This is a genomic window from Streptomyces sp. NPDC043908 (assembly GCF_056435525.1).
In genome coordinates this window covers 1-24,968 of the sequence record NZ_JBWKEI010000005.1, presented here as the reverse complement: position 1 = coordinate 24,968, position 24,968 = coordinate 1, and the positions used below count along the sequence as shown (strand labels likewise).

Below are 24,968 nucleotides of genomic sequence, written 5' to 3'. Positions count from 1 at the left end.
GACACCGCAAGAAGGTGCGGCGGAGCCAGTCTAATGAAGGTCTTCGCGCTGTCTACCCTTACAAACAACTAATCTTTGGCCGAAGCACTGCGGATTTCGTAGGCCGGAGCCGCTCCTTCCCTGTCAGGCTCAAGCAGCCGCTCGGCAGCGCCCCGGTGCAGCCTGGCCGCCGCGGGGTCTCCCAGCCGGTCGAGGGTGTCCGCGAGCCGCAGCTGGAGCGCGGCCTGGAGACGCAGATCACCGGCCCGGCGCGCCCACTCCACCGCCTCGCGGCAGGTGCGCAGCGACTCCTCGGGCCGCCCGGCGTACTCCTGCACCCGGGCCGCCTCGCTCAGCGCCCGCGCCTGGCTCGGCAGATCCCCCAGACGTCGGTATCCGGCCACCGCGGCGCGCCAACTGCGGAGTGCCTCGCCGTAGCGGCCCGCGTAGGTGAGCACGGCGCCGATGCGCCCGTACAGCCGCGCCTCGTCCTCCCGCTCGCCCCGCGCGAGGCGCTGGGCGAGGGCCCGCCCGTACCAGTCGGCGGCCCGCGTCCAGTCGCCGAGCTCCTGGTGGGCGCCGCCCACGGATTCCATCGCGCGGCCGGTGGCGTACGGGTCGTTCGCCGCGCGGCCCTCGTCCAGGGCCGCCCGGTAGCGGACGAGGGCATCGGCGGTGCGTCCGGCCTCCGCGTCCAGATCGCCCAGATTGAGCAGGGCCGCGGCTTTCTCGCGGTGCAGCCCGTGCCGCTCGGCGACGTCGAGAACCAGCTGGTGCAGACCATAGAGATCGGGGGCGGCGGCCTCGGTCCCCCGGTGCGCGGCCAGCGCCCGCACCAGGGCCGCGACCAGCCGCCGGGCGAGCGTGTCGAGCCCGCCGTCCTCCACCGCGAGCCGGGCCGCCGCGAGCAGCGCGGGCCGGCGGGTCTCCAGCCAGGCGCCGGCCAGCCGCTCGCTGGGGAAGCGCAGGGCGCGGGGCAGCCCGGCGAGCTTCCTGCGGGCCGCGGAGCCGTCGGGCTCGGTGACCGCCCGGCAGGACTGGAGGAGCCGTACGGTCCGCTCCAGCATCCGGGCCCGGGCCAGCTGGAGCTCGCCCGGCCGGTCGGCGGCCTCCGCGAGCCGGTGCAGCAGCGGAGCCAGCCAGCCGGGCACCGCGTACTGCGCGGGCCGGTCCCGCGGGTCGCCGTAGACCCTCAGCAGCCCGTACGCGACGAAGTCCTCCAGGGTGTTCTGGGCCGCCGAGACCGAGCACCCGGCGAGCGCGGAGGCGGTCTGGGCGTCCGCGATCCCGGCGGGGGCGAGCGAGAGCAGCCGCAGCAGCCGGGCGTTGGGCCCGGGCAGCGACTCGTAGACCAGCCGGAAGGCGCGCGCCAGCGGCCGCTCGGCGACGGGCAGCTGCCCGGTCAGGGTGGCGTCGTCGGGCAGCGCGTGCAGCCGTTTGGCCACGTCGGAGACGGCCGCCTGGGGCCGCACCGCGAGCCAGCCGCCGACCAGGGCGACGGCCGCGGGCACCCCGGCGCACTCCTCGACCAGGTTCTCCGCGGTGCGCGGGTCCACGGTGATCCGCACCGCCCCGGTGTAGCTCTGCAGAAGGGCGACGGCGGTCCTGGGGTCGAGGCCGCCGAGGGTGCAGGGCCGGACGTCCGGGATGCCGGTGAGCGGGCCGCGGGCGGTCGCCACCACCAGGCAGCCGGCGTTCTGCGGCAGCAGCGGGTCGACCTGCTCGGCGTCGATCGCGTCGTCGAGCAGCAGCAGCGCCCGGCGATCGACGAGCGCCTCGCGCACCAGCTGGGTCAGCTCCTCCGCGCCGCCGCCGGGCGGCACCGGGACGTCGAGCGCGTCGAGCAGGTCGCGGGCCACCCGCTCGGCCGGGACGGGCGTGCCGTCCGGTTCGCGCAGGGCGGCACGCAGTACCCCGTCGGGGTACTGGGCGGCGAGCTGCCGCGCCAGCTCCTCGGCCAGTGCCGTCCGCCCGGAGCCGGGGCGTCCGGCGATCAGCAGTACCCGGGCGCGCGGCGACTTGCGGCCGGACAGGGTGTCCAGCCCCGCCCGCTCCACGTCCTCGCGCAGCTCCTTCAACTCCCGCTGCCGGCCGAAGAACTGACGGCCGGTCGTCTCCGGCGCGTCCGGCCCGCCCTGCGCGGCAGAGCCGCCCACGTCCACCGCCTGATCCGTCACGGGCCACGCTCCGTCCGCTGCGCACGAGCCGAGCCCGGCGGGTCTCCGCACGGGCGTTCCGAGCGTAGTTCACCCGTGGTGGGCGGCCCGGTGGAGCGCGGCGGGCAGGTCCCCCGATCGGATCAGCGGATCGTCGGACGGACATACCGCGACTGGGCCGTCCGGGTCGGCGCGCCGCCCGCACGGAGACCCGGAGGGGGTGCGTGCGGAGGCGGGCGCTTCCCGAGGGGGGCGGCCCGCTCGTCCTGCGAGACGGGGGCTACTTCTCGAAGGGGCGGGCGGGCCAGGGCGCCTCGGCCGGACGCAGCGACTCCAGGCCCGGGCCCGCCTGCGCGGCCATGACCGCCAGCGCGCCCACCACCAGGCAGTTGTTGTGCAGCTCACCGGCGAGCGCGCCGCGCACGAGCGCGTCCACCGGCACCCGGGCCAGCTCCATGTCGGCCTCCTCCTCGGAGACCTCGAAGCGCTCGCCCTCGGCCTCGGACAGATCGCGGGCGAGGAAGATACGGACGGCCTCGTCGCAGCCGCCGGGCGTGGGGTAGACGTCGGCGAGGACCCGCCAGTCCTCGGCCTTGACGTGCGCCTCCTCGTACAGCTCGCGCTGGGCGGCGTGCAGCGGGTTCTCGCCGGGCACGTCGAGCAGTCCGGCCGGGATCTCCCACAGCTTGTGGCGCACGGGGTGGCGGTACTGGCGCAGCACCAGGACGCGGCCCGCCTCGTCGAGGGCGAGCACGGCCACCGAGCCCGGGTGGACCTGGTAGTCGCGGCGGGCGACCGTGCCGTCGGGCATGACCACGTCGTCGGTGCGGACGCTGGTCTTGCCGCCCTCGAACGGAGTGGTGCTGGCGACGACCCGCCATTCCTCGGGGGTGTCCTTGAGCTGCATCGATGTCCTCCCGCAAAGCAGAAACCGGGGTACGCGTCCGAGTGGGACGCCTACCCCGGCAACCGTAACGCCCCACTACTTCCCGGCGGACTTACGCGCTTCCTGCTGGCGCTCGACGGCCGCCTTGACCAGGCCCGCGAAGAGCGGGTGCGGGCGGGTCGGGCGGGAGCGCAGCTCCGGGTGCGCCTGGGTGGCGACCAGGTAGGGGTGCACCTCGCGCGGGTACTCGACGTACTCGACGAGCTTGTTGTCGGGGGACGTGCCCGAGAAGAGGATGCCGGCCTTCTTCTCCAGCTCGGCGCGGTAGGCGTTGTTGACCTCGTAGCGGTGGCGGTGGCGCTCCTCCACGTACGGCTGGTCGCCGTAGACCTCGCGCACGATCGAGCCCTCGGCGAGCTTCGCCGGGTACATGCCGAGCCGCATGGTGCCGCCGAGGTCACCCGCGCCCTCCACGTACGCCAGCTGCTCCTCCATCGTGGAGATGACGGGGTGCGCGGTGGCGGCGTCGAACTCGGTGGAGTTGGCGTCGGGGATGCCGGCCAGGTTGCGGGCGGCCTCGATCACGATGCACTGCAGGCCCAGGCAGATGCCGAGGAGCGGCACCTTGTTCTCCCGGGCGTACTGGATCGCGCCGATCTTGCCGTTGACCCCGCGGTCGCCGAAGCCGCCGGGGACCAGGATCGCGTCCACGTCGCCAAGGTGCTTGTGGGCGCCGGCCTGCGTCTTGCAGTCGTCGGAGGTGACCCACTTGACCTTGACGCGGGCCTTGTTGGCGAAGCCGCCGGCGCGCATGGCCTCGGTGATGGAGAGGTAGGCGTCGGGCAGGTCGATGTACTTGCCGACCAGCGCGACGGTGACCTCGTGGTCGGGGTTGTGGACGCGGTCGAGCAGGTCGTCCCAGGTCGTCCAGTCCACGTCGCGGAAGGGCAGGTCGAGCTTGCGCACGACGTAGGCGTCCAGACCCTCGGTGTGCAGCACCTTGGGGATGTCGTAGATCGACTTGGCGTCGATGGCGGCGACCACGGCGGCCTCGTCCACGTCGCACATCAGCGAGATCTTGCGCTTGATGGACAGCGGCACCTCGCGGTCGGCGCGCAGCACGATCGCGTCGGGCTGGATGCCGATGTTGCGCAGGGCCGCGACCGAGTGCTGGGTGGGCTTGGTCTTCAGCTCGCCCGAGGGGCCGATGTAGGGCAGCAGCGAGATGTGCACCACGAAGACGTTGTCGCGGCCGACCTCGTGGCGGACCTGGCGGACGGTCTCCAGGAACGGCAGCGACTCGATGTCCCCGACCGTGCCGCCGACCTCGGTGATGACGACGTCGACGTCGTCGGTGGCCATCCGGCGGATGCGGTGCTTGATCTCGTTGGTGATGTGCGGGATGACCTGCACGGTGTCGCCCAGGTACTCGCCGCGCCGCTCCTTGGCGATCACCTGCGAGTAGACCTGGCCGGTGGTGACGTTGGCCGAGCCGTCGAGGTCCACGTCGAGGAAGCGCTCGTAGTGGCCGATGTCCAGGTCCGTCTCGGCGCCGTCGTTGGTGACGAACACCTCACCGTGCTGGAACGGGTTCATCGTGCCCGGGTCGACGTTGAGGTACGGGTCGAGCTTCTGCATGGTGACGCGCAGCCCGCGCGCCTTGAGGAGCGCACCCAGGCTGGAGGCAGTCAGACCCTTGCCGAGGGAGGAGGCGACACCCCCGGTGACGAAGATGTGCTTGGTCGTCGTGGCTGCGCTGTTGCGCATAGCCGTGGGCTGCATGGCCAAGAGGGGGCTCCCGTGGTCGCTGTCTGGAGTGCGTGCCGGTCACCCTCTGTGGATCCCGTCCGTCTGCGGTACGAGTTTCCGGGGGGCGCCGTCGCTGCGGTTCGGGGGTTTTCTCACCACCCGGCCACGGGCTACCAGGGTATCAGCGAGTGCGGCGCGCCGCTTCCGGCCACGCTCCGCACACGGCCGGACGACCCTGCGTGCTCCACTCACCCATATGGCGCAATGGCGTTGCAGAAAGGCATCGGCGGATCACCCACGTGCGTCGTATCCTGCTCGGACACTCGCCGCCGAGCCGCTGGTAGCACGGCACCACCCCGGCCGTCACCCACAACATGCGCTCGTTGGCTTTCCCTTGACCGCAACGCATTGGCAGTAAGCGCCCCGCGGGGCGGACATGGCCGTTCGACTGGAGATTGCACGTGGCCGGGCGCATCGAGGATTACGCACTCATCGGAGACATGCAGACCGCGGCACTGGTCTGCCGGGACGGCACGACGGACTGGCTGTGCCTGCCACGCTTCGACTCGCACGCCGTCTTCGCCGGACTGCTCGGCACCGATGAACACGGCTTCTGGCGGATCGGCCCGGCCCACGCGGCCGACGCTCCGCCTCCCCGGGCGGACCGGCGCCGCTACCGGGGCGACTCGCTGATCCTGGAGTCGGAGTGGGACACCCCGCGCGGCACGGTCCGGGTGACGGATTTCATGCCGCCGCGCGACGGCGCGCCGCAGCTGATCCGGATCGTGGAGGGCGTCAGCGGCCGGGTGCCGATGCGCAGCGCCCTGCGCATGCGTTTCAGTTACGGGCGTGTCGTGCCCTGGGTGCACAAGGTCGACAACCGTACGGTCGCCGTGGCGGGACCGGACTCGGTGTGGCTGGACACGCCGGTGGACACCTACGGCAAGAACCTGACCACGTACTCCGACTTCACCGTCTCGCCCGGTGAGCGGATCGCCTTCACCATCAGCTGGCAGCCCTCCCACAAGGAGCAGCCCGCCCTCCCCGAGCCGGAGGCCGCCCTGGAGGCGACCGAGGACTTCTGGCGGGAGTGGGTCGAGCACTGCACGTACCACGGGCCCTACCGCGAGGCCGTGGTCCGCTCGCTGATCACGCTCAAGGCGCTGACCTACGCCCCCACCGGCGGCATCGTCGCCGCGCCCACCACCTCGCTGCCCGAGGACATCGGCGGCTCGCGCAACTGGGACTACCGCTACACCTGGCTCCGGGACGCGGCGATCACCCTGTCCTCGCTGCTGCGCACCGGCTACCGCGACGAGGCCCGCGCCTGGCGGGAGTGGCTGCTGCGGGCGGTCGCGGGCGACCCCGAGAACCTGCAGATCATGTACGGGATCGCGGGCGAGCGCGAGCTGGGCGAGGCCGAGCTGGACTGGCTGCCCGGGTACGAGGGCTCGGCGCCGGTCCGGGTCGGCAACGGCGCCGCCCACCAGCTCCAGCTGGACGTGTACGGCGAGGTCACCGAGGCCCTGCACCTGGCGCACATGACGGGCCTGGCCCGCAACGACTACGCCTCGCTGCTCCAGCTCAAGCTCATCAGCTATCTGGAGAACCACTGGGACGAGCCCGACGAGGGCATCTGGGAGGTGCGCGGCCCGCGCCGCCACTTCGTGCACTCCAAGGTGATGGCCTGGGTCGCGGTGGACCGGACGATCAAGCTGATCGAGTCGGGTGACGCGGACGGGCCGCTGGAGAAGTGGCGCGACCTGCGCGACGACATCCACCGGGATGTGTGCGAGAAGGGGTACGACAAGGAGCGCAACACCTTCACGCAGTCGTACGGCTCCAAGGAGCTGGACGCCTCCCTGCTGCTCATCCCGCAGATGGGCTTCCTGCCGCCGGACGACAAGCGGGTCATCGGCACCATCGAGGCGATCCAGCGCGAGCTGTCCACGCCCGACGGGTTCATCCTGCGCTATCCGACAGCGGGCGAGGAGGCGGGCTGCGACGGTCTGGAGGGCGACGAGGGCGCGTTCCTCGCCTGCTCGTTCTGGATGGCGGACGACCTGGCGATGATCGGCCGGGTCGACGAGGCCCGCAAGCTCTTCGAGCGGCTGCTGTCGCTGCGCAACGACGTCGGGCTGCTGGCCGAGGAGTGGGACCCGCGGCTCCAGCGGCAGGTGGGGAACTTCCCGCAGGCCTTCAGCCACGTTCCGCTGATCGACACGGCGCTGCGGCTCACGGCGTCGGGGGCGTACGGGGGATAGCTCCGCCGCGCCCGGGAGAGCCGTGCCCGCTTAGAGTGGAGTTGTCCTGCTTCCCTCCGAAAGGGGGGCCCTGATGACCACCCCCTCCAAGGCGGGCACGGCCCTCGCCGAGCTCCGCGAAGACCTCTCGGGCGAGGTGTTCGTCCCCGGCGACCCGGGCTACGACGAGGCCCGGCAGGTCTTCAACGCCATGATCGACCGCCGCCCCGCCGTGATCGCGCAGTGCGCCTCGGACGCGGACGTGGCGACCGCCGTCCGCTTCGGCCGCGACCTCGATCTGAAGATCGCCGTCCGGGGCGGCGGCCACAGCGTCGCGGGGCAGTCCCTCAACGACAACGGCCTCGTCGTGGACCTGCGCCGGATGCACGAGGTGACCGTCCACCCCGCCGCCCGCGCGGTACGGATCCAGGGCGGCGCCACCATGAGCCACCTCGACCTGGCCACCCAGCCCCACGGCCTCGCCACCACCGGCGGCCGGGCCTCCACCACCGGCGTCGGCGGCTTCGTCCTCGGCGGCGGCACCGGGTGGCTGGACCGCGCGTTCGGGCTGGCCGTCGACAACCTGCTGGGCGTCGAGCTGGTCACCGCCGACGGCAGTACGGTGACGGCGAGCGCCGAGGAGAACCCCGAGCTGTTCTGGGCGCTGCACGGCGGCGGCGGCAACTTCGGCATCGCCACCTCGCTCACCCTGCGCCTGCACGAGCTGCCGGCCTTCTCCATGGCGCTGCTGCTCTACCGGCCGCACCTCGGCCCGCAGGTGGCCCGGGTCTACCGGGAGCTGATCGAGACCGCCCCGCCCGAGGCGGGAGGCGGGGTCATCTATCTGACCGCGCCGCCCGAGGAGTTCATCCCCGAGCACCTGGTCGGCGAGGTGCTGGCCGGCGCGCTCGTGACGTACGCCGGGCCCGCCGAGCAGCTCACCAAGCTCGCCCAGCCCCTGCTCGCGCTGGAGCACGAGGTCGAGATCCTCACCGACATCCCGTATCCGCAGATGCAGTGCATGCTCGACGACCCGCCGGGCATGCGGAACTACTGGTCGGCCGAGTATCTGACCGGTCTGCCGGACGAGCTGATCGACGTGTTCTGCGGCCGGGCCGACAGCCTCCCGGCGCCCATGGTCCAGCACGTGCTGTTCCCGCAGGGCGGCGCGATCGCCTCCGGGCCCACCGAATACCCGGTCCCCTACCGCGACGCGCCGTGGGCGGTGCACCCGTTCGCGATCTGGGAGGACCCGGCGGACGACGAGCGCTGCCGGCAGTGGGTCAAGGACGTCCGCGCCGACGTCCGGCCCTGGTCGACCGGCGCGGTCTACCTCAACTTCACCGGCGACGAGGGCGCCGACCGGGTGGTCGCGGGCCTGGGCGCGGAGAACATGCGCCGCCTCGCCGAGGTGAAGCGCGCCTACGACCCCGACAACGTCTTCCGCTACAACCACAACATCGCCCCGGCCTGACGGAAGAGGAGAACCGTGTCGTACCGTGACCCGCATCACGTCCGGTACGACAAAACACGAGGTGAACCCAGTGGACAGCCAGGGTGGGATCACCGTGCGGCGCGCTCTCGAACTGCCCGGGCTGCGCGGCGGGCTCCCCGAGGTCGTGGCGGGCGCGGAGCGGCTGGGCCGGACCGTGCGCTGGGTGCACGCGGGCGAGGTGCCGAACATGGCGTCCCTGCTCAAGGGCGGCGAGCTGCTGCTCACCACGGGCCTGGGCCTGGGCACCCGCCCCGCGGAGCAGCGCGCCTTCGTCCGGCGGCTGGCCGAGCGGGGCATCGCCGCCCTCGTCGTCGAACTGGGCCCGCGCTTCAGCAGGCTGCCCGCCACCCTGGTGGAGACCGCGCGGGCGGCCGGACTCCCCCTGGTCGCGCTGCACCGCGAGGTGGCGTTCGTGACGGTGACCGAGGAGATCCACACCGAGATCGTCAACGGCCACTACGCCCTGCTCCAGCGCGCCGAGGAGGTGCACCGGCGGTGTACGGGCGCGCTGCTCTCGGGCGGCGGCGTGCCCCAGGTCCTGTCGATCCTGGCGGACTTCACGGCCAACCCGGTGTTCCTGGAGACCCCGGACGGCCAGCTGCTGTACGCCGCGGCGGGCCCCGGCGAGGTGGGCGCCGACCCGCTCCAGGTGTGGGAGGGGCTGCGCGGCCAGCGCGAGTCGCGCGAGTCGGGGCCGCCGGCGGGCGCTGCCCTGGTGGACGTGCCGGGCGGCGGCCACGGCGCCGGCGCGGTCCGGGCCCGGCTCGTCCTGCTCGCCGTCTCCGCGCCGCTGCTGCCGGTCCACCGGATGGCGGCGGAGCGGGCCGCGGGCATCCTCGCGGTGGTGCTGATGCAGGCGCGCCAGGAGGAGGAGCTGGCCGCGCGCGGGCGCGGCGACTTCCTGACCGACCTCGCCGAGGGCCGCATCACCGCCGAGGACGCGCCGGCGCAGGCGAAGGTGCTGGGCTTCCGGCCGGGCGAGGGCCCGCTGCTGCCGGTGGTGATGCGGCTGGCCGCCGACCTGTCGGGCTCCTCCCCCACCGGCACCTGGGCGGTCCTGGCCCGGGCCGTCCTGGAGGAGCTGTCCTCGGTGGGCGTGCCGGTGCTGCTGGGCGTACGGCCGGTGGAGGGCCGGGTGCCGCTGCTGCTCGGGCTGCGCTCGGAGTCGGAGCGCCACGCGGTGGCCGACCGGGTGGCGGCGGCGCTGCGGGCGGGGGTGGAGCGCGCCGGGCTCAGCCGGGCCGGGGCGCAGCCGGTGGTGGTGGTCGCGGCGGCGGGCGGCTGGGCGGCGGCCTCGGCGGGGCTGCGCCACGCGGCCGAGACGGCGGCCGCCGCCCAGGGACTGTCCGAGCGCCCCTGGTACGACGCCCGCCGCCTCGACATCGACCTGCTGCTGTGGCGGCTGCGCGAGCATCCGGACCTGGCGGCGTTCGTGGAGCGCGCCATCGGCCCGCTGCGCACCCACGACGCGGCCTCGCGCCCGCCGCTGCTGCCGACCCTGGAGACGTATCTGGCGCACGCGGGCCGCAAGGCCGAGACCGCCCGCGAGCTGCACCTCAACCGCCAGACGCTGTACAACCGCCTCGCCCGGATCGCGGAGCTGCTCGGCACGGACCTGGACGACCCCCAGACCGTCCTGGCCCTCTCCCTGGCCCTCCGGGCCCGCCGCCATGTGCCCCAGTGACCTGGGTGCCCGGGTGAGCCACGCGCCTCGGTGACGTACGGGCCCCAGGGCGCCGAGTGCCTCGGTGACCCACGTGCCAAGGCGAGCCACGCACCTCGGCGAGCCACGCGCGCCACTGAGCCACGTGCCCGGGTGAGTCACGCGCCTCCGCGAGTCACACGCCCCGGTAACCCACGTGCCTGGGCGAGCCCCGCACCTCGATGAGCCGTGTACCTGGGCGAGCCACGCACCCCAGTGAGCTACGCACCCGCGGGCGAGCCACCCCGCCCCAGTGAGCAAGCCCTCAGTGGCCCCGTCGCTGCGTCAGCTCGTCGTACACGCTGAGCACCTGCGCCACGGTCTCGTCCTCGGTGGGCCAGCCCGCTGCCTGGACGAGCCCGGCCGCGGCCAGCTCGCGGCGCCGTCCGGGGTCGGTGAGCAGCCGCGCCACGGCGTCCCCGAGCGCCACCGCGTCCCCGTACGGCACCAGCTCGGCCGCCTCCCCCACCAGCTCCGGCACCCCGCCCACGGCGGTCGCCACCAGCGGCACCCCGAGCCGCAGCGCCTCCTGGGCGAGCAGGGAGCGCCCCTCCCAGCGGCTGGCGAGTACGGCCGCGTCGGCGGCGGCCAGCAGCTCGCTGACGTCGTCGCGCCGCCCCAGCAGCTTCACGGGCAGCGCCTCGGCCTCGATGCGCCGCCGGAGCGCGGCCCTCAGCCGCCCCTCCCCCGCGATCACCAGCAGCGGTACGGGATCGAGCGCCTTCCACCGGTGGACCGCGTCCAGCAGCACGTCGTAGCCCCGGTGTTCGACCAGGCTGCCGACCGCCATCAGCAACGGCCGGTCCACGGCGCCGAGTTCGGCCCGGGCCTTGCCGTCCGGGGCCGGCGTACGGGGGCCGGGTACCGCGACCGCGGCGAGCCGGGCATCCCGGGCGCCGTGCCGCCGGGCCCGGTCGACCAGGTCGGAGGAGGTGCCGAGCACCACGGAGGCGGCCCGGGCCGCCCGCCGCTCCAGCATCCCCAGCACGCGGTGCCGGGCGCCGTCGGCGCAGGGGCCGGTGTGCCAGGTGACGACGAGCGGGACGGCGAAGCGCCGACCGCCCAGGGCCAGGGAGCTGCGCACCGCCGCGTGCGGTCCGTGCGCGTGCACCACGTCCGCGCCCGCGCAGACCGCCCGCAGGGCGCCGACCGCCACCGGGTCGGCGCGCCGGGGCACGGCGACGAAGTGGGCGCCCGCTCCCTGGAAGTCGAACTCCCGCTCCAGCGCGGCCGGAGCGCAGACGGTGACCCGGACGCCCCGCGCGGCCAGGCCCGCCGCCAGCGAGCGCACATGCGCGCTGCTGCCCGCGCTGCCGCCGCCCAGCACTTGGACCGTACGCAGCTGTGACACGTGAACAGGCTCCCGGGTCGGCGGTGGGCCGGTGTGGACCCCGGCCAAGGATGCCAGCCCGTACGGGCGTTCCGGCCCCGCCCGGGCGTTTCCCCGTGTCGGCGCGCGGCGGGCCGCGCCCGGGAACCACCCACACGGGTGAACCGCCACGCGGCGGTTCCCCCGGCCGGGGCGCCGCGCTTCACCCGGCCGGGGCGCGGTGGGCTCAGCCCTCCGCGCGTGCCGTCGCCAGCAGCTCCTCCGCGTGGGCCCGGGCCGTCTCGGAGTCCTCCTGGCCCGCCAGCATCCGGGAGAGCTCCCGGACCCGGTCCTCGCCCTCCAGGACGGTGACCCCTGACCGGGTGACCGAGCCGTCGTTGGTCTTCTCCACCAGCAGCTGGCGGTCCGCGAAGGCCGCCACCTGGGGCAGATGGGTGACCACGACGACCTGCGCCGACTTGGCGAGCTTCGCCAGCCGCCGGCCGATCTCGACCGCCGCCCGGCCGCCGACGCCCGCGTCGACCTCGTCGAAGAGGTACGTGGGCACGGGGTCCGTACCGGCGAAGACCACCTCGACCGCGAGCATCACCCGGGAGAGCTCACCGCCCGACGCGCCCTTGGCGATCGGCCGCGCCGGGGCACCGGGATGCGGGGCGAGCAGCAGCTCCACCTCGTCGGCGCCGGTCGGCCCGTACGCCACGGTCCGCCCGCCCACCTCGACGCCCTCGGCGTCCTCCACCTGCCGCACCGCGAACGACACCCGGGCGTGCGGCATCGCCAGCGACGCCAGCTCGGCGGTCACCGCGTCCGCGAAGCGGGCCGCGGCCTCCGTGCGGGCATCCGTCAGCTCCTGGGCCAGGACGGACAGCTCCCGGCGCAGCCCGTCGCGCTCGGCGGTCAGCTCACCGATCCGGTCGTCGTCGCCGTCCAGCTCGGTCAGCCGGGCCGCGCCCTGCTGCGCCCAGCCGAGGACGGCCTGGATGTCCTCACCGTATTTACGGGTCAGCCCCGTCAGCGCGGCCCGCCGCTCCTCCACGGCCGCCAGCCGCAGCGGGTCGGCGTCGAGGTCGTCCGCGTACCCGGCGAGCTCGCCCGCCACGTCGCCGAGGAGGATGGCGACCTCGCCGATGCGCTCGGCGAGCGCGGCCAGGGCGGGGTCGTGCGACCGTACGGCCTCCAGGGCCCGGTGCGCGCCCGCGACCAGGGTGGCCGCGTCGACGCTCTCCGGGTCCTCGGGGTTGCCCGCGAGCGCGGAGTGGGCCAGGGCGGCGGCCGACGCCAGCGCCTCGGCGTGCCCGAGCCGCTCGGCCTCCGCCGCGAGTTCGACGTCCTCACCGGGCAGCGGTTCGACCGCCGCGATCTCGTCGAGCCCGAACCGCAGCAGATCGGCCTCCTGCGCCCGCTCGCGCGCCCGCGTGGTCAGCTCCTCCAGCTCCCCGGCGACGGCCCGCAGCCGCCGGTACGCCTCCGCGTACTTCGTCAGCGGCCCGGCCACGGCGTCCCCGGCGTACCGGTCGAGGGCCTCGCGCTGCCGGGCGGGCCTGAGCAGGCCCTGCTGATCGGTCTGGCCGTGGACGGCGACGAGCTCGTCGGCGATCTCCGCGAGCACGCCGTTCGGTACCGAGCGTCCGCCGAGGTACGCCCGTGAGCGGCCCTCCGCCGAGATGGTACGGCTGACCAGCAGCGCGCCGTCGTCGAGCTCGGCCCCGGCCTCCTCCGCGCGGATCGCCGCGGTGGCGCCCGCGCGCAGCGCGATCCGCCCCTCGACGACCGCCGCCTTGGCGCCGATCCGCACCAGGGCGGGGTCCGCCCGTCCGCCGAGCAGCAGCCCAAGGCTGGTGACGACCATGGTCTTGCCCGCGCCGGTCTCGCCGGTCACCGCGGTGAACCCGGGCGACAGCTCGACGACAGCGTCGTCGATGACCCCGAGCGACCGTATCCGCATCTCCTCCAACACGCCCCCGACCTTACGAGGTCCCGGGCCCTGTGTGCGACGCCCCCCACACCCTCACCCCAAGGGCTGACCCCCGTGCCCGGTTTTTTCCCCACCCCGGCCGTGGGGACGAAGGCGCCGGGGGCTACGCCCCCTGCCCCCCGCCGAGCACTTTGTCCGCGGACCGTGACTGGCCGGTCGCGCAGTTCCCCGCGCCCCTTGAACGGGGCTGCGCCCCGAGAGGTGTGTTGCTCGGCGTGGAGCCCGGCGGGCCCTGACCGCGCACTTCCCGCGCCCCCAGAAGCACGGGCCCTCCCACCCTGAAGGAGCCGCACCCCCAGGGGCGCGGGGAACTGCGCGACCAGCCACCCACACACCCGCAGCCAAAGACCGGACCCTGAAGGGGCGCGGGGAACGGCGCGAGCAACCACCCACACACCCGCAGCCAGACCGGGCCCTGAAGGGGCGCGGGGAACGGCGCGACCAGCCCCCCACACACCCGCAGCCAAAGACCGGACCCTGAAGGGGCGCGGGGAACGGCGCGACCAGCCACCCACACACCCGCAGCCAAAGCCCCGGCCAAAAAAAAGGGGGCCGGGGCCGCAGCCCCGGGAAGCAGACCGCACCCCTCAGTGCGGCGCACCCCTCCACCCGCTCACCGGCAGCGCGAACTTCGCCACCAGCCGGTCCGTGAAGGACGCGTGGTGCAGCCGGGCCAGCCGGACCGGCACCGCCCCCCGCCGCACCTCCACCCGCGCCCCCGCCGGCAGCTCCACCGTCCGCCGCCCGTCACACCACAGCACCCCGTGCGGCGTGTGCGGCTGCACCTCGACCGCCAGCACCGAACTCGGCGACGTCACCAGCGGCTTGGCGAAGAGCGCGTGGGCGCTGATCGGGACCATCAGCAGCGCCTCGACCTCCGGCCACACCACCGGGCCGCCCGCCGAGAACGCGTACGCCGTCGAGCCGGTCGGCGTCGCGTACACGATCCCGTCGCAGCCGAACCCGGTCACCGGCCGCCCGTCGATCTCCAGGACGACCTCCAGCATCCGCTCGGGCGACACCTTCTGCACGGCCGCCTCGTTGAGCGCCCAGTCGGTGTGCACCACGTCGCCGTTGCTGTGGACCACGACGTCGAGGGTCATCCGCTCCTCGACCTCGTAGGAGCGGGTGACCACCCGGTCCACGACCTTGTCCAGGTCGTCGCGCTCGGCCTCGGCGAGGAACCCGACCCGGCCGAGGTTGACGCCGAGCATCGGCACCCCCGACGCCCGTGCGAACTCCGCGCCGCGCAGCAGCGTCCCGTCCCCGCCGAGCACGATCAGCAGCTCGCACCCGTCGAGGCACTGCGGGGTCGCCTCCTTGACCGTCCCCACGGCCGGCGAGTCCGGCAGCGGGATGTCGACCGCCTCCGCCTCCAGGATCCGCACCCCGATGCCGCAGCGCAGCAGTCCCCGTACCACCAGCTCCGCGCTGCGGATGGCGGCGGGCCGCCCGGTGTGCGCGAGCAGGAACACCGTGCGCTCGGTCGCACCCCGCTCGCCCGTACCGTCCCCCCCGCGCGTCTCCTCCGCGTTCCCCAACGAGCTCAACTAGGTCCCTCCGCCACTGCACGGGCCACATCAGCCGGATCCAGCGCGGGCGCACCGGCCCGCAGCCACAGAAAGTATTCGACATTGCCGGAGGGTCCGGGGAGCGGGCTGGCCGTGACCCCGAGCACACCGAGCCCCAGCCCGGCGGCCTGCGCGGCCACCGTGCGCACGGTCTCGGCCCGCAGCTCGGGGCTGCGCACCACACCGCCGCTGCCCAGGCGCTCCTTGCCGATCTCGAACTGCGGTTTGACCATCAGCACCAGGTCGGCGCCGGGCGCGCAGCACCGCACCAGCGCGGGCAGCACAAGACCCAGCGCGATGAAGGACAGGTCCCCCACCACCAGGTCGACCGGCTCGCCGTCGATGGCGTCGAGCGTCAACTCCCGTACGTTCGTCCGGTCCTTGACGGTGACCCGGTCGTCGCTCTGAAGGGACCAGGCGAGCTGTCCGTACCCGACGTCCACCGCCACCACGTGCCCGGCGCCCGCGCGCAGCAGCACGTCGGTGAAGCCGCCGGTGGAGGCGCCCGCGTCCAGCGCCCGGCGCCCCTCGACCTTCAGCCCCTGCGGGACGAAGGCCGCCAGCGCGCCGGCCAGCTTGTGGCCGCCGCGCGAGACGTAGTCCGGGTCGCTGTCGTCCTCGGCGACGAGGATCGCGGCGGCGGTCTCGACCTGGGTGGCGGACTTGGTGGCGACCGCCTTGCCGACCGTCACCCGCCCGGCGGCGATCAGCTGGGCGGCGTGCTCACGGGACCGGGCGAGCTTCCGGCGGACCAGCTCGGCGTCGAGACGGCGGCGTGCCACTCCTGCCACGTTCGGTTCAGCTCCTGTTGTCGTACGTATGGGACGCGGGGGACGGGACCGGCGGTCCCGAGCGGGCGTCCAGCGCGCTCAGCGTCTCGCGCAGCCCCCCGTGTACATCCTCGTACACCTCGACGTGTCCCTCCGTATCGAGGTGGGTGACGTCCGCGAGGCGCTCGACCAGCGCGTCCACCCCGGGGTCGCCGGTGGGTTCGCGCGGCGCTTCGGGGAAGGCCGGTCCCGCGGGTTCCCCGGGGGCGCCGGCCTCCGCCCCGGGCTCCGGCATCAAGTCGCTCATGGCACGACGCTACCGCGTGGGCCTGCGGTACGGTCGATCACGATGGCGACGATCGAGGAGTGCCGCGCGGCACTCGACGCACTTTCCGGCACTCTGGCCGGCGCGGACGGCGACGTGCGCGCGGCCGCCGCCCTGGACCGCTCCCTGAGCTGCCACCTCACGGACCTGGACCGCACCTTCACCGGGCGCCTGCGCGACGGCCGCGTCGAGGTCGAGCGGACGCTCCAGGGCCCGCCCGTCGAACGCGCCCAGATCCGTCTCGCCATGACGGGCGACGACCTCGTGGCGATGGTGGCGGGCGAGCTGAACTTCGCCCGGGCGTGGACGTCGGGCCGGGTCCGTCTGGAGGCCGGGTTCCGCGACCTGCTCCGGCTGCGGACCCTGCTCTAGCCGCCCCCTAGGCCCCGGAGGGGACCTTCGCCGCGTCCCGCTGCCGTGCCGCGGGCACCACCAGCGGTGTGCCCGTCTCCGGGTCGTCGATGACCTGGCAGCGCACCCCGAACACGTCCCGTACCAGCTCCGCCGTGACGATCCGCGAGGGCGGGCCCTCGGCGACGATCTCGCCGCCGCGCATCGCGATCAGATGCGTGGCGTACCGGGCGGCCTGGTTCAGGTCGTGCAGCACCGCCACCAGCGTGCGCCCCTGGGACTCGTGCAGCTCGGCGCAGAGGTCGAGGACCTCGATCTGGTGCTGGATGTCCAGGAAGGTGGTCGGCTCGTCGAGCAGCAGCAGCGGTGTCTGCTGGGCCAGCGCCATCGCGATCCACACCCGCTGGCGCTGCCCGCCGGACAGCTCGTCGACGTACCGCTCCCCCAGCTCGCCCACACCGGTCGCCTCCATCGACTCCCGCACGATCCGCTCGTCCTCGGGCGACCACTGCCGCAGCAGCCCCTGGTGCGGGTAGCGGCCCCGGGCGACCAGGTCCGCGACCGTGATCCCGTCCGGCGCGATCGACGACTGGGGCAGCAGCCCCAGGGTCCTGGCGACCTTCTTGGCGGGCATCGCGTGGATGGTCTGCCCGTCCAGCAGCACCCGCCCCGCGCTCGGCTTCAGCATCCGCGACAGGGCGCGCAGCAGTGTGGACTTGCCGCAGGCGTTGGGGCCGACGATGACGGTGAAGGAGTGGTCCGGGATCTCCACCGACAGATCCTCGGCGATCACCCGCTGGTCGTAGCCGAGGGTCACCGATTCGGCGCTGAGGCGCTGCATGTGCGTACTCCTGGAACGGGGATCCGTACGGGGACGGGGGACGTGCGGGCCGCTCATATCCGGCCCGCCTTGCGCTCGGTGACCAGCAGCCACAGCAGATAGAGGCCGCCGACCACCCCGGTGACCACGCCCACCGGCAGCTTGCTCTCGCCGAACAGCCGCTGCGAGGCCCAGTCGGCGGTGACGAGCAGGGTCGCGCCCATACAGCCGGAGGCCAGGATGTTGGGCCCGGTGGCGCGGGTGAGGCGGCGGGCGAGCTGCGGCGCGGTCAGCGCGACGAAGGAGATGGGGCCGGCCGCGGCGGTCGCGGCGGCGTTGAGGAGCACCGCGGCGAGCATCAGTACGGTACGGGTCCGCTGGACGGGCACGCCGAGCGCGTACGCCGCGTCGTCGCCCATCTCCAGCATCCGCAGCGGCCGTCCGTACGCGAGGATCACCGGCAGCAGTGCGCCGAAGAGCACGAGCAGCGGCCACACCTGCTCCCAGTCGCGCCCGTCGAGCGAGCCGGTGAGCCACACCATGGCCCGGGTCGCGTCGACCAGTTGGGCCTTGGTGAGCAGGTACTGGATGCAGGCGGTGAGCATCGCGGCGGCGCCGATGCCGACGAGCACCAGGCGGTAGCCGTGCACGCCCTTCTTCCAGGCGAGCAGATAGACGGCGACGCCGGTCGCGAGGCCGCCGAGCAGGGCGCCGACGGCGACGTCGGTGGCGTCGCCGCCGAACCAGACGATGACGACGAGCGCGCCGACCGAGGACCCCTGGCCGAAGCCGATGATGTCCGGACTGCCCAGCGGGTTGCGGGAGATGGACTGGAAGACCGCGCCCGAGATGCCGAGCGCGGCACCCACCAGGAGCCCCACGAGGACCCGGGGCAGCCGCAGTTCGTTGACGATGAAGTCCTGCTGGGCGGTGCCGGAGCCGAAGAGCGTACGGACGACGTCGAGCGGCGCGATGGCGAAGTCGCCGCTGCCGACGAGGACCACACCCGCCGTGAGGGCCGCGGCCAGCAGCGCCACGACGACGGCCAGCGAGCGGGTGTCGGCCCGGAAGGAGTAACCCCCGGGCGTGCGTACGGCCTTCACAGCTGAGCCATCCTCTTGCGGCGGACGAGAAAGATGAACACGGGCCCGCCGATGAGCGCGGTGACGATGCCGACCTGGAGCTCGGAGGGCCGGGTGATCACCCGGCCGACCACGTCGGAGCCGAGCAGCAGCACGGGCGACAGGACGGCCGCGTACGGCAGGATCCAGCGCATGTCGGGCCCGGTGATGGCCCGCACCACGTGCGGGACCATCAGGCCGATGAAGACGATCGGCCCGCAGGCGGCGGTCGCGGCCCCGCACAGCAGGGTGACGGTGACCATCGACAGGACGCGGGTCCGGGTGAGGTGGGCGCCCAGCGCGCGGGCGGTGTCGTCGCCCAGGGCCATCGCGTTGAGGGGCCGGGCGATGAGCGCGGCGAGAAGGAGGCCGACCGCCACGAACGGTGCGATCTCGGTGACCGTGTCCGCGTTGGCGGAGGCCAGCGAGCCGACCGACCAGAACCGCAGCCGGTCGAGCGCGGCCGAGTCCATCAGCTGCACGGCGTTGATGTAGCCGTAGAGCGCGGCCGTGGCGGCGGTGCCCGCGAGCGCCAGCCGGACCGGGGTGGCTTCCCGGCTGCCGCCCAGGACGTAGACGAGCGCGGAGACGACCGCGGCGCCGGCGAAGGCGAACCAGACGTACCCCGTCAGGCTGGTGACCCCGAAGAAGCTGATCGCGGAGACCACGGCGGCCGAGGCGCCCGCGCTGACGCCGAGGATGCCGGGTTCGGCCAGCGGGTTGCGGGTGAGGGCCTGCATCACCGCGCCGGAGACGCCGAGCGCGGCCCCGACGAGCAGTCCGAGCAGGGTGCGGGGCACCCGGGTGTCGTGGACGATGACGTCGTCGGCGGTACCGGAGTAGTGGAACAGCCCGTGCCAGACGTCCGCGAGCGGAATCTGTTTGGCGCCGACGGCGATGCTCGCGAGCGCCACGAGGACCAGGACCGCCAGGGCGGCGAGCAGTCCGGCGGCCCGCAGGGCGTGCCGCCGGGCGGTCGGGGCCGGGGGCGCGGCAGCGGTCTGCGCGTTCGGCGGGGAGGGGCTGTCTACCAACACGCAAGTTAGGTTAGCCTACCCTGCAAAGCCCCCAACAGGGCCCTTGATCATGGCCCACACCCACCGATCAGGGGGCGCCTCCCCGGAACCCGAAACCAGCACTTCCGCCTCAGGCGCCCGAGTCCGGCACTTCTGCCTCCGGCACCTGGATCCGGAAGCCGGCGCCCGGCATCCCTACCCGCAGCCCCGGACCCGGAACCCGATACCCCGGCACCTCTGCCCGCGGACCCGGCACTTCTGCCTCCGGCACCCGACCCCGCAACCCGGCCCCCGGCATCCCTACCCGCGGACCCGGCACCGACCCCCGCACCCCGGACCAGCCCCGCACCCGGCCCCAGGCTCACCAGCCAAGCCGCTCCAGCACCTTCCCCGCGTCCAGCTCGCACACACCCTCGCCCGCGTACGTCCAGGCCGCCGCGCACAGCGCCCGCAGGGCGTCCAGCGGCTCACCCTCGCCGTCGAGGACGAACGCCTCGTCGCGGACGGCCGCCGTCCATCCGCCGCACACGAAGTCACCGTCGTTTTCGGCCACTTCCGGCTGGCCGGTCAGCATCCCCCGCAGATCCGCGTCCACGAAGGTCGGCCGGTGCTCGGGGCGCGCGGCCAGCAGCTGGGCGGCGTCCGTCACCCCGGTGAGGACGAGCAGCGAGTCCACCTCGCCGTTGAACGCCCCCTCGATGTCCGTGTCCAGCCGGTCCCCCACCACCAGCGGCTTGCGCGCGCCCGTACGGATGATCGTCTCCCGGTGCATCGGGGGCAGCGGCTTGCCCGCCACCTGCGGCTCGGCGCCGGTCGCGATCCGCACCACCTCCACGGCCGCCCCGTTGCCCGGCGCGATACCGCGCCCGCTCGGGATCGTCAGATCGGTGTTGGACGCGAACCACGGCACCCCGGCCGCGACGGCGTACGACGCCTCCGCGAACCGGCCCCACGCCAGGTCGGGCCCGCCGTACCCCTGCACCACCGCCGCCGGGTCGTCCTCGGCCGACTCGACCGGCTCCAGGCCGCGCTCGCGCAGCGCCACCCGCAGCCCCTCGCCGCCGATCACCAGCACCCGCGCCCCCTCCGGCACCTGCTCGGAGATCAGCCGCGCCACCGCCTGCGCCGAGGTGATCACATCGCCGGCCTCGGCCGGTACCCCAAGCTCGGTGAGGTGCGCCGCCACCGCGTCCGGCGTCCGCAGCGCGTTGTTGGTGACGTACGCGAGGTGCATCCCGCCGTCGCGGGCCGTACCCAGCGAGTCGACGGCGTGCTCGATCGCCTCACCGCCCGCGTACACCACCCCGTCGAGATCCAGCAGAGCCGTGTCGTACGCCTCACTCAGCGCCCGCGCGCTCCCGCTCGGCCGCGTCCTGCTGGGCTGGCTCATCCTCATCCACTCCTCGCTCGATGCTCTCCCCCCGATCATCGCGCATGCCCGCACCCCACTTACCATGCACCAATGACCACAACTGGGCGTACGGACGACGGGCTGCGCCTGCTCCCCTTCCGCGGGCTGCGCTACGTACCCGAGCGCGTCGGCAGCCTCGCCGCCGTGACCTCGCCGCCGTACGACGTCGTGGTGCGGCCCGACGGCCTCCTGCACCTGGAGTCGGCGGACCCGTACAACATCGTCCGGCTGATCCTGCCGCAGGCCGCCACGCCCACGGCCCGGCACCAGCAGGCCGCGCTCACCCTCGACGACTGGCTGGCGGAGGGCGTCCTCGCCCCCGACGCGGAGCCCGCGCTGTACGTGTACGAGCAGCACGACGGCGCCCTGCTCCAGCGCGGCCTCATCGGGGCGCTCGCCCTCTCGGACCCCTCCGAGGGCGTGGTGCTGCCGCACGAGGACGTGATGCCGCACGTCGTGGAGGACCGCGCCGACCTGATGCGCACGACGGCCGCCCACTTCGAGCCGCTGCTCCTGACGTACCACGGCGACGCCGGCCCCAACGGCAGCGGGCCGGCCGGCGCGGACGCGGTCATCGAACGGACCGTACGGCGCGAGCCGCTGCTCTCGACGAGGACCGAGGACGGCTACAGCCACCGGCTGTGGGCGATCACCGACCCCGCCGACCTCACCGAGATCCAGAATGACCTCGCCCGCCACCAGGCGGTGATCGCCGACGGCCACCACCGCTGGGCGACCTATCTGCGGCTGCGCTCGGAGCAGTCCGCGCCCGGCCCCTGGGACTTCGGCCTGGTCCTGCTCGTGGACACGGCCCGCTATCCGCTGCGGGTGCGCGCGATCCACCGGCTGCTCCACCGGCTTCCGGTCAGCGACGCCCTGGCCGCGGTGGCCGAATCCGGCGCCTTCCGCATCCGTACGTTCTCGGTGCCGCTGCCCGACGCGCTCGACCTCCTCGCGGAGGCGAGCACCGCGGGCAACGCGTTCCTGCTGGCGGGCGACGGGCACTTCCACCTCCTCGACCGCCCCGACCCGGAGCTGCTGGCCCGTACCGTCCGCGCCGACCGCCCGCAGGCCTGGCGCGAACTGGACGCGGCCGTGCTCCACTCCACGCTCCTGGACCACGTATGGCGCATCCCGGACGCGCCCGAGCACATCATGTACATCCACGACACGACGGCCGCGGTCGAACAGGCCGAGCGGCGCGGCGGCACGGCGGTGCTCATGCATCCGGTGCGCGAGGACGTCGTCCGCGACCTGGCCCGCCAGGGCGTCACGATGCCCCGCAAGTCGACGTCCTTCGGCCCCAAGCCGGCGACCGGTCTGGTGCTGCGGAGCCTGACGGTGAACTGAGCGGTCGCGGGCCCGCGAGGGACGGAAACGCGAAAGGGCGGCACCCCGGTGGGGGTGCCGCCCTTTCCCAACTGCTCTCAGCCGCCCACGGGGGCGCCTACGCCTACACCTACGCCTAGGGAGACGCTGGCTCAGGCCTTGTCGGCCGGACCCTTGTCGGCATCGGCGTCGGCGTCGGCGTCGGCCGCGACCACGGAGTCCGAGTCGCTGTCCGCGTCCGCGTCGACGTCCGCGCCGGCGTCCGCCTCCACAACATCGAGCTCGTCCAGCTCGTCGGCGTCCTGGTCGTCGCGGTCGTCGTCCTCGGCCTCGTCCTCGTCCAGCACGCTGTCCGACGCGTCGGCGCTGTCGAGGAGGTCGGCGTCGGCCTGCTCGTCCTGCTCATCGCCGAGGGCGTCCACGAAGTCCACGCCGTCCATCTCGGCCAGCCGGTCGGAGGCGTCGGTGGTGCCGTCCTTGTCGGACTCCAGCGCCTTGGCGAACCACTCGCGCGCCTCGTCCTCACGCCCGGCGGCGAGCAGCGCGTCCGCGTACGCGTACCGCAGACGCGGGGTCCACGGCTGCACCGAGTTCGACGCCAGCTCCGGGCTCTGGAGGGTCACGATGGCGGCGTCCAGCTGCCCCATGTCCCGCCGCGCACCGGCCGCGACCAGGCGCATCTCGACCTGACTCGCCTTGTCGAGCTTCTGCACCTCGGGCGCGCCGGCCATCTCCAGCGCCCGCTCGGGGCGGCCCATGCCACGCTCGCAGTCGGCCATGACGGGCCACAGCTCGACGTGCCCGGTCATCCGCCGCGCGGCCCGGAACTCGGCCAGCGCCTCGGAGTACTTCTGCGTCGCGTACGCCGCGAACCCGGCCGCCTCGCGCACCGCCGCCACACGGGAGGCGAGCCGCAGCGCGATACGCGAGTACGCGTACGCCTGCTCGGGGTCCTCGTCGATCAGGCGGGCCACCATGACCAGGTTCTGGGCGACGTCCTCGGCGAGGGTCTTGGGCAGGCTCAGCAGCTCCTGACGCACGTCCTCGTCGATCTCGTGGCCCGTGACGTCTTCATCGATCGGCAGCCGCTTGATCGGCTCACGGTCGCGGTCCCGCTCGCGGCGGTCGTCGCCGCCACGGAACCCACCGCGGTCGTCGCGGCGGTCGTCGCGCCCGCGGTAGCCGCCACGGTCGTCGTCGCGGCGCGGGCCGCGGTCGTCACGGCGGAAGCCGCCACGGTCGTCGCGGCTGTCACGGCCTCGGAACCCACCGCGGTCGTCGTCGCGGCGCGGGGCCGGACGGTCGTCACGGCGGAAGCCGCCACGGTCGTCATCACGACGGGGAGCCGGACGGTCGTCACGTCGCCCGTAGCCGCCACCGGTGCTGGAGCCACCACGGTTGTCGTCACGGCGGAAGGAGGGACGCTCGTCACGACGGTCATCGCGACGGAAGCCGCCACGGTCGTCATCCCGACGCGGAGCCGGACGGTCGTCACGACGCCCGTAGCCGCCACCGCCACCGGTGCTGGAGCCACCACGGTTGTCGTCACGACGGCCGTAGCCACCGCCACCGGAGGGACGACCGCCACGGTCGTCATCACGGCGGAAGGACGGACGCTCGTCACGACGGTCATCGCGACGGAAGCCGCCACGGTCATCGTCCCGACGCGGAGCCGGACGGTCATCGCGACGCCCGTAGCCGCCACCGCCACCGGTGCTGGAGCCACCACGATTGTCGTCACGACGCCCGTAGCCACCGCCACCGGAGGGACGACCGCCACGGTCGTCATCGCGACGGAAGGAGGGCCGGTCGTCACGGCGGGGAGCGCGGTCGTCACGACGGAAGCCGCCACGGTCGTCGTCGCGGCGCGGGGCCGGACGGTCGTCACGGCGGAAGCCACCACGGTCGTCATCACGACGGGGAGCCGGACGGTCGTCACGTCGCCCGTAGCCGCCACCGGTGCTGGAGCCACCACGGTTGTCGTCACGGCGGAAGGAGGGACGCTCGTCACGACGGTCATCGCGACGGAAGCCGCCACGGTCGTCATCCCGACGCGGAGCCGGACGGTCGTCACGACGCCCGTAGCCGCCACCGCCACCGGTGCTGGAGCCACCACGGTTGTCGTCACGACGGCCGTAGCCACCGCCACCGGACGGACGGCCACCACGGTCGTCATCGCGACGCGGGCCGGACGGACGGTCGTCACGACGGCCGTACCCGCCGCCGTAGCCGCCGCCACCGGAGGGACGGCCACCACGGTCGTCGTCGCGGCGCGGGCCGCGGTCATCGCGGCGGAACCCACCACCGGTGCTGCCACCAGTGCTGCCACGGCTGTCGTCGCGACGGCCGTAGCCGCCGCCGGCCGGGCGGCCGCCTCGGTCGTCGTCACGGCGCGGGCCGCGGTCGTCACGACCGCCCCGGTAGCCGCCCCTGTCACCGCCGTCACGGCTGCGCCCCTCGCGCTGCGGACGGTCCTCGGGAGAGTTGGTGGACATCGGTGCGACTCCTGTCTTCGGGTACTGCAGTCATTCTCGCGCAGTCGGCTGCCCGACGCGCTTCGGAAAATTCAAGCGAAAATAAAAAAGGACCCTTGGTCCCAGCGTTGAACGCTGGGACCAAGGGTCCTGAAAGATTGTTCGGCGGTGTCCTACTCTCCCACAGGGTCCCCCCTGCAGTACCATCGGCGCTGAAAGGCTTAGCTTCCGGGTTCGGAATGTAACCGGGCGTTTCCCTAACGCT

19 protein-coding genes and 1 rRNA gene are annotated in these 24,968 nt (G+C 73.9%); 6 read left to right on the top strand and 14 right to left on the bottom strand.

Going from position 1 to position 24,968, the window contains the following annotated elements; translation table 11 throughout:
- Window positions 1-68: 68 nt before the first annotated feature.
- The 3 genes from AC069K_RS12935 to AC069K_RS12925 form a co-directional block, all read right to left on the bottom strand.
- Window positions 69-2,156, bottom strand: coding sequence for a tetratricopeptide repeat protein (locus tag AC069K_RS12935; protein ID WP_478615286.1), 2,088 nt, complete (start codon window positions 2,154-2,156; stop codon window positions 69-71).
- Between the two features lie 259 nt (window positions 2,157-2,415).
- Window positions 2,416-3,042, bottom strand: coding sequence for an NUDIX domain-containing protein (locus AC069K_RS12930; RefSeq protein WP_478615283.1), 627 nt, complete (start codon window positions 3,040-3,042; stop codon window positions 2,416-2,418).
- Between the two features lie 75 nt (window positions 3,043-3,117).
- Window positions 3,118-4,788: a CTP synthase gene (locus AC069K_RS12925; RefSeq protein ID WP_478615281.1), complete on the bottom strand. Its 1,671-nt coding sequence runs from the start codon at window positions 4,786-4,788 to the stop codon at window positions 3,118-3,120.
- 443 nt (window positions 4,789-5,231) lie between these two features.
- On the opposite strand from AC069K_RS12925, the gene AC069K_RS12920 reads away from it, so the two are divergent.
- The 3 genes from AC069K_RS12920 (at window position 5,232) to AC069K_RS12910 (ending at window position 10,192) form a co-directional block, all read left to right on the top strand.
- A complete protein-coding gene (locus tag AC069K_RS12920) occupies window positions 5,232-7,034 on the top strand; it encodes a glycoside hydrolase family 15 protein (RefSeq protein ID WP_365106046.1) in 1,803 nt (600 codons plus the stop codon).
- A 73-nt stretch (window positions 7,035-7,107) separates the two neighbouring features.
- Window positions 7,108-8,487 carry an FAD-binding oxidoreductase gene (locus tag AC069K_RS12915; RefSeq protein ID WP_365106049.1) on the top strand — a complete coding sequence of 460 codons (1,380 nt, stop codon included), beginning with the start codon at window positions 7,108-7,110 and terminating at the stop codon, window positions 8,485-8,487.
- A gap of 70 nt (window positions 8,488-8,557) precedes the next feature.
- Window positions 8,558-10,192, top strand: coding sequence for a PucR family transcriptional regulator (locus AC069K_RS12910; RefSeq protein WP_358835644.1), 1,635 nt, complete (start codon window positions 8,558-8,560; stop codon window positions 10,190-10,192).
- A 283-nt stretch (window positions 10,193-10,475) separates the two neighbouring features.
- On the opposite strand, the gene AC069K_RS12905 is transcribed toward AC069K_RS12910, so the two are convergent.
- From AC069K_RS12905 to AC069K_RS12885, 5 genes are all read right to left on the bottom strand, one after another.
- On the bottom strand, window positions 10,476-11,561 hold the full coding sequence (locus AC069K_RS12905) for a glycosyltransferase family 4 protein (protein WP_478615278.1): 1,086 nt from the start codon (window positions 11,559-11,561) through the stop codon (window positions 10,476-10,478).
- 205 nt (window positions 11,562-11,766) lie between these two features.
- Complete coding sequence (gene recN / locus AC069K_RS12900) at window positions 11,767-13,485, bottom strand: DNA repair protein RecN (RefSeq protein ID WP_365106091.1); 1,719 nt, start codon at window positions 13,483-13,485, stop codon at window positions 11,767-11,769.
- Between the two features lie 617 nt (window positions 13,486-14,102).
- Window positions 14,103-15,056 carry an NAD kinase gene (locus AC069K_RS12895; protein WP_358835774.1) on the bottom strand — a complete coding sequence of 318 codons (954 nt, stop codon included), beginning with the start codon at window positions 15,054-15,056 and terminating at the stop codon, window positions 14,103-14,105.
- Window positions 15,057-15,061: 5 nt separating this feature from the next.
- A complete protein-coding gene (locus tag AC069K_RS12890) occupies window positions 15,062-15,877 on the bottom strand; it encodes a TlyA family RNA methyltransferase (protein ID WP_365106055.1) in 816 nt (271 codons plus the stop codon).
- 7 nt (window positions 15,878-15,884) lie between these two features.
- Window positions 15,885-16,163: a hypothetical protein gene (locus AC069K_RS12885; protein WP_478615275.1), complete on the bottom strand. Its 279-nt coding sequence runs from the start codon at window positions 16,161-16,163 to the stop codon at window positions 15,885-15,887.
- Window positions 16,164-16,205: 42 nt separating this feature from the next.
- Here AC069K_RS12885 and AC069K_RS12880 point away from each other — a divergent pair, with 42 nt between their 5' ends.
- Window positions 16,206-16,553, top strand: a complete 348-nt coding sequence (locus AC069K_RS12880; protein ID WP_365106060.1) for an SCP2 sterol-binding domain-containing protein — start codon at window positions 16,206-16,208, stop codon at window positions 16,551-16,553.
- A 7-nt stretch (window positions 16,554-16,560) separates the two neighbouring features.
- Here the strand turns inward: AC069K_RS12880 and AC069K_RS12875 are convergent, their stop codons facing one another.
- From AC069K_RS12875 to AC069K_RS12860, 4 genes are all read right to left on the bottom strand, one after another.
- Entirely contained in the window at window positions 16,561-17,373 is an 813-nt protein-coding gene (locus tag AC069K_RS12875; RefSeq protein WP_478615272.1) for an ABC transporter ATP-binding protein, read from the bottom strand.
- A 53-nt stretch (window positions 17,374-17,426) separates the two neighbouring features.
- Entirely contained in the window at window positions 17,427-18,455 is a 1,029-nt protein-coding gene (locus AC069K_RS12870) for a FecCD family ABC transporter permease (RefSeq protein ID WP_358835768.1), read from the bottom strand.
- A complete protein-coding gene (locus tag AC069K_RS12865; protein ID WP_478615899.1) occupies window positions 18,452-19,507 on the bottom strand; it encodes a FecCD family ABC transporter permease in 1,056 nt (351 codons plus the stop codon). The genes AC069K_RS12870 and AC069K_RS12865 overlap by 4 nt, the downstream gene beginning before the upstream one ends.
- 343 nt (window positions 19,508-19,850) lie before the next feature.
- Complete coding sequence (locus AC069K_RS12860) at window positions 19,851-20,879, bottom strand: HAD hydrolase-like protein (RefSeq protein ID WP_478615269.1); 1,029 nt, start codon at window positions 20,877-20,879, stop codon at window positions 19,851-19,853.
- A gap of 72 nt (window positions 20,880-20,951) precedes the next feature.
- Between AC069K_RS12860 and AC069K_RS12855 the strand changes: the two genes are divergently transcribed.
- Window positions 20,952-22,250: a DUF1015 domain-containing protein gene (locus tag AC069K_RS12855; RefSeq protein ID WP_478615266.1), complete on the top strand. Its 1,299-nt coding sequence runs from the start codon at window positions 20,952-20,954 to the stop codon at window positions 22,248-22,250.
- 131 nt (window positions 22,251-22,381) lie between these two features.
- Here the strand turns inward: AC069K_RS12855 and AC069K_RS12850 are convergent, their stop codons facing one another.
- Window positions 22,382-23,314: a tetratricopeptide repeat protein gene (locus AC069K_RS12850; RefSeq protein ID WP_478615896.1), complete on the bottom strand. Its 933-nt coding sequence runs from the start codon at window positions 23,312-23,314 to the stop codon at window positions 22,382-22,384.
- Here AC069K_RS12850 and AC069K_RS12845 point away from each other — a divergent pair.
- On the top strand, window positions 23,285-24,835 hold the full coding sequence (locus AC069K_RS12845) for a hypothetical protein (protein WP_478615954.1): 1,551 nt from the start codon (window positions 23,285-23,287) through the stop codon (window positions 24,833-24,835). The two genes, AC069K_RS12850 and AC069K_RS12845, sit on opposite strands and share 30 nt — an antisense overlap.
- Window positions 24,836-24,863: 28 nt before the next feature.
- Here AC069K_RS12845 and rrf read toward each other — a convergent pair.
- Window positions 24,864-24,968 (bottom strand): 5S ribosomal RNA (gene rrf / locus AC069K_RS12840); the annotation flags it as partial.

What these genes read in the sequence shown, in the direction of transcription:
- AC069K_RS12930 (WP_478615283.1), bottom strand. Translation starts at nt 3,042, where the DNA reads ATGCAGCTCAAGGACACCCCCGAGGAATGGCGGGTCGTCGCCAGCACC.
- AC069K_RS12925 (WP_478615281.1), bottom strand. Translation starts at nt 4,788, where the DNA reads ATGCGCAACAGCGCAGCCACGACGACCAAGCACATCTTCGTCACCGGG.
- AC069K_RS12915 (WP_365106049.1), top strand. Translation starts at nt 7,108, where the DNA reads ATGACCACCCCCTCCAAGGCGGGCACGGCCCTCGCCGAGCTCCGCGAA.
- recN (WP_365106091.1), bottom strand. Translation starts at nt 13,485, where the DNA reads ATGCGGATACGGTCGCTCGGGGTCATCGACGACGCTGTCGTCGAGCTG.
- AC069K_RS12885 (WP_478615275.1), bottom strand. Translation starts at nt 16,163, where the DNA reads ATGAGCGACTTGATGCCGGAGCCCGGGGCGGAGGCCGGCGCCCCCGGG.
- AC069K_RS12880 (WP_365106060.1), top strand. Translation starts at nt 16,206, where the DNA reads ATGGCGACGATCGAGGAGTGCCGCGCGGCACTCGACGCACTTTCCGGC.
- AC069K_RS12875 (WP_478615272.1), bottom strand. Translation starts at nt 17,373, where the DNA reads ATGCAGCGCCTCAGCGCCGAATCGGTGACCCTCGGCTACGACCAGCGG.
- AC069K_RS12860 (WP_478615269.1), bottom strand. Translation starts at nt 20,879, where the DNA reads ATGAGCCAGCCCAGCAGGACGCGGCCGAGCGGGAGCGCGCGGGCGCTG.
- AC069K_RS12855 (WP_478615266.1), top strand. Translation starts at nt 20,952, where the DNA reads ATGACCACAACTGGGCGTACGGACGACGGGCTGCGCCTGCTCCCCTTC.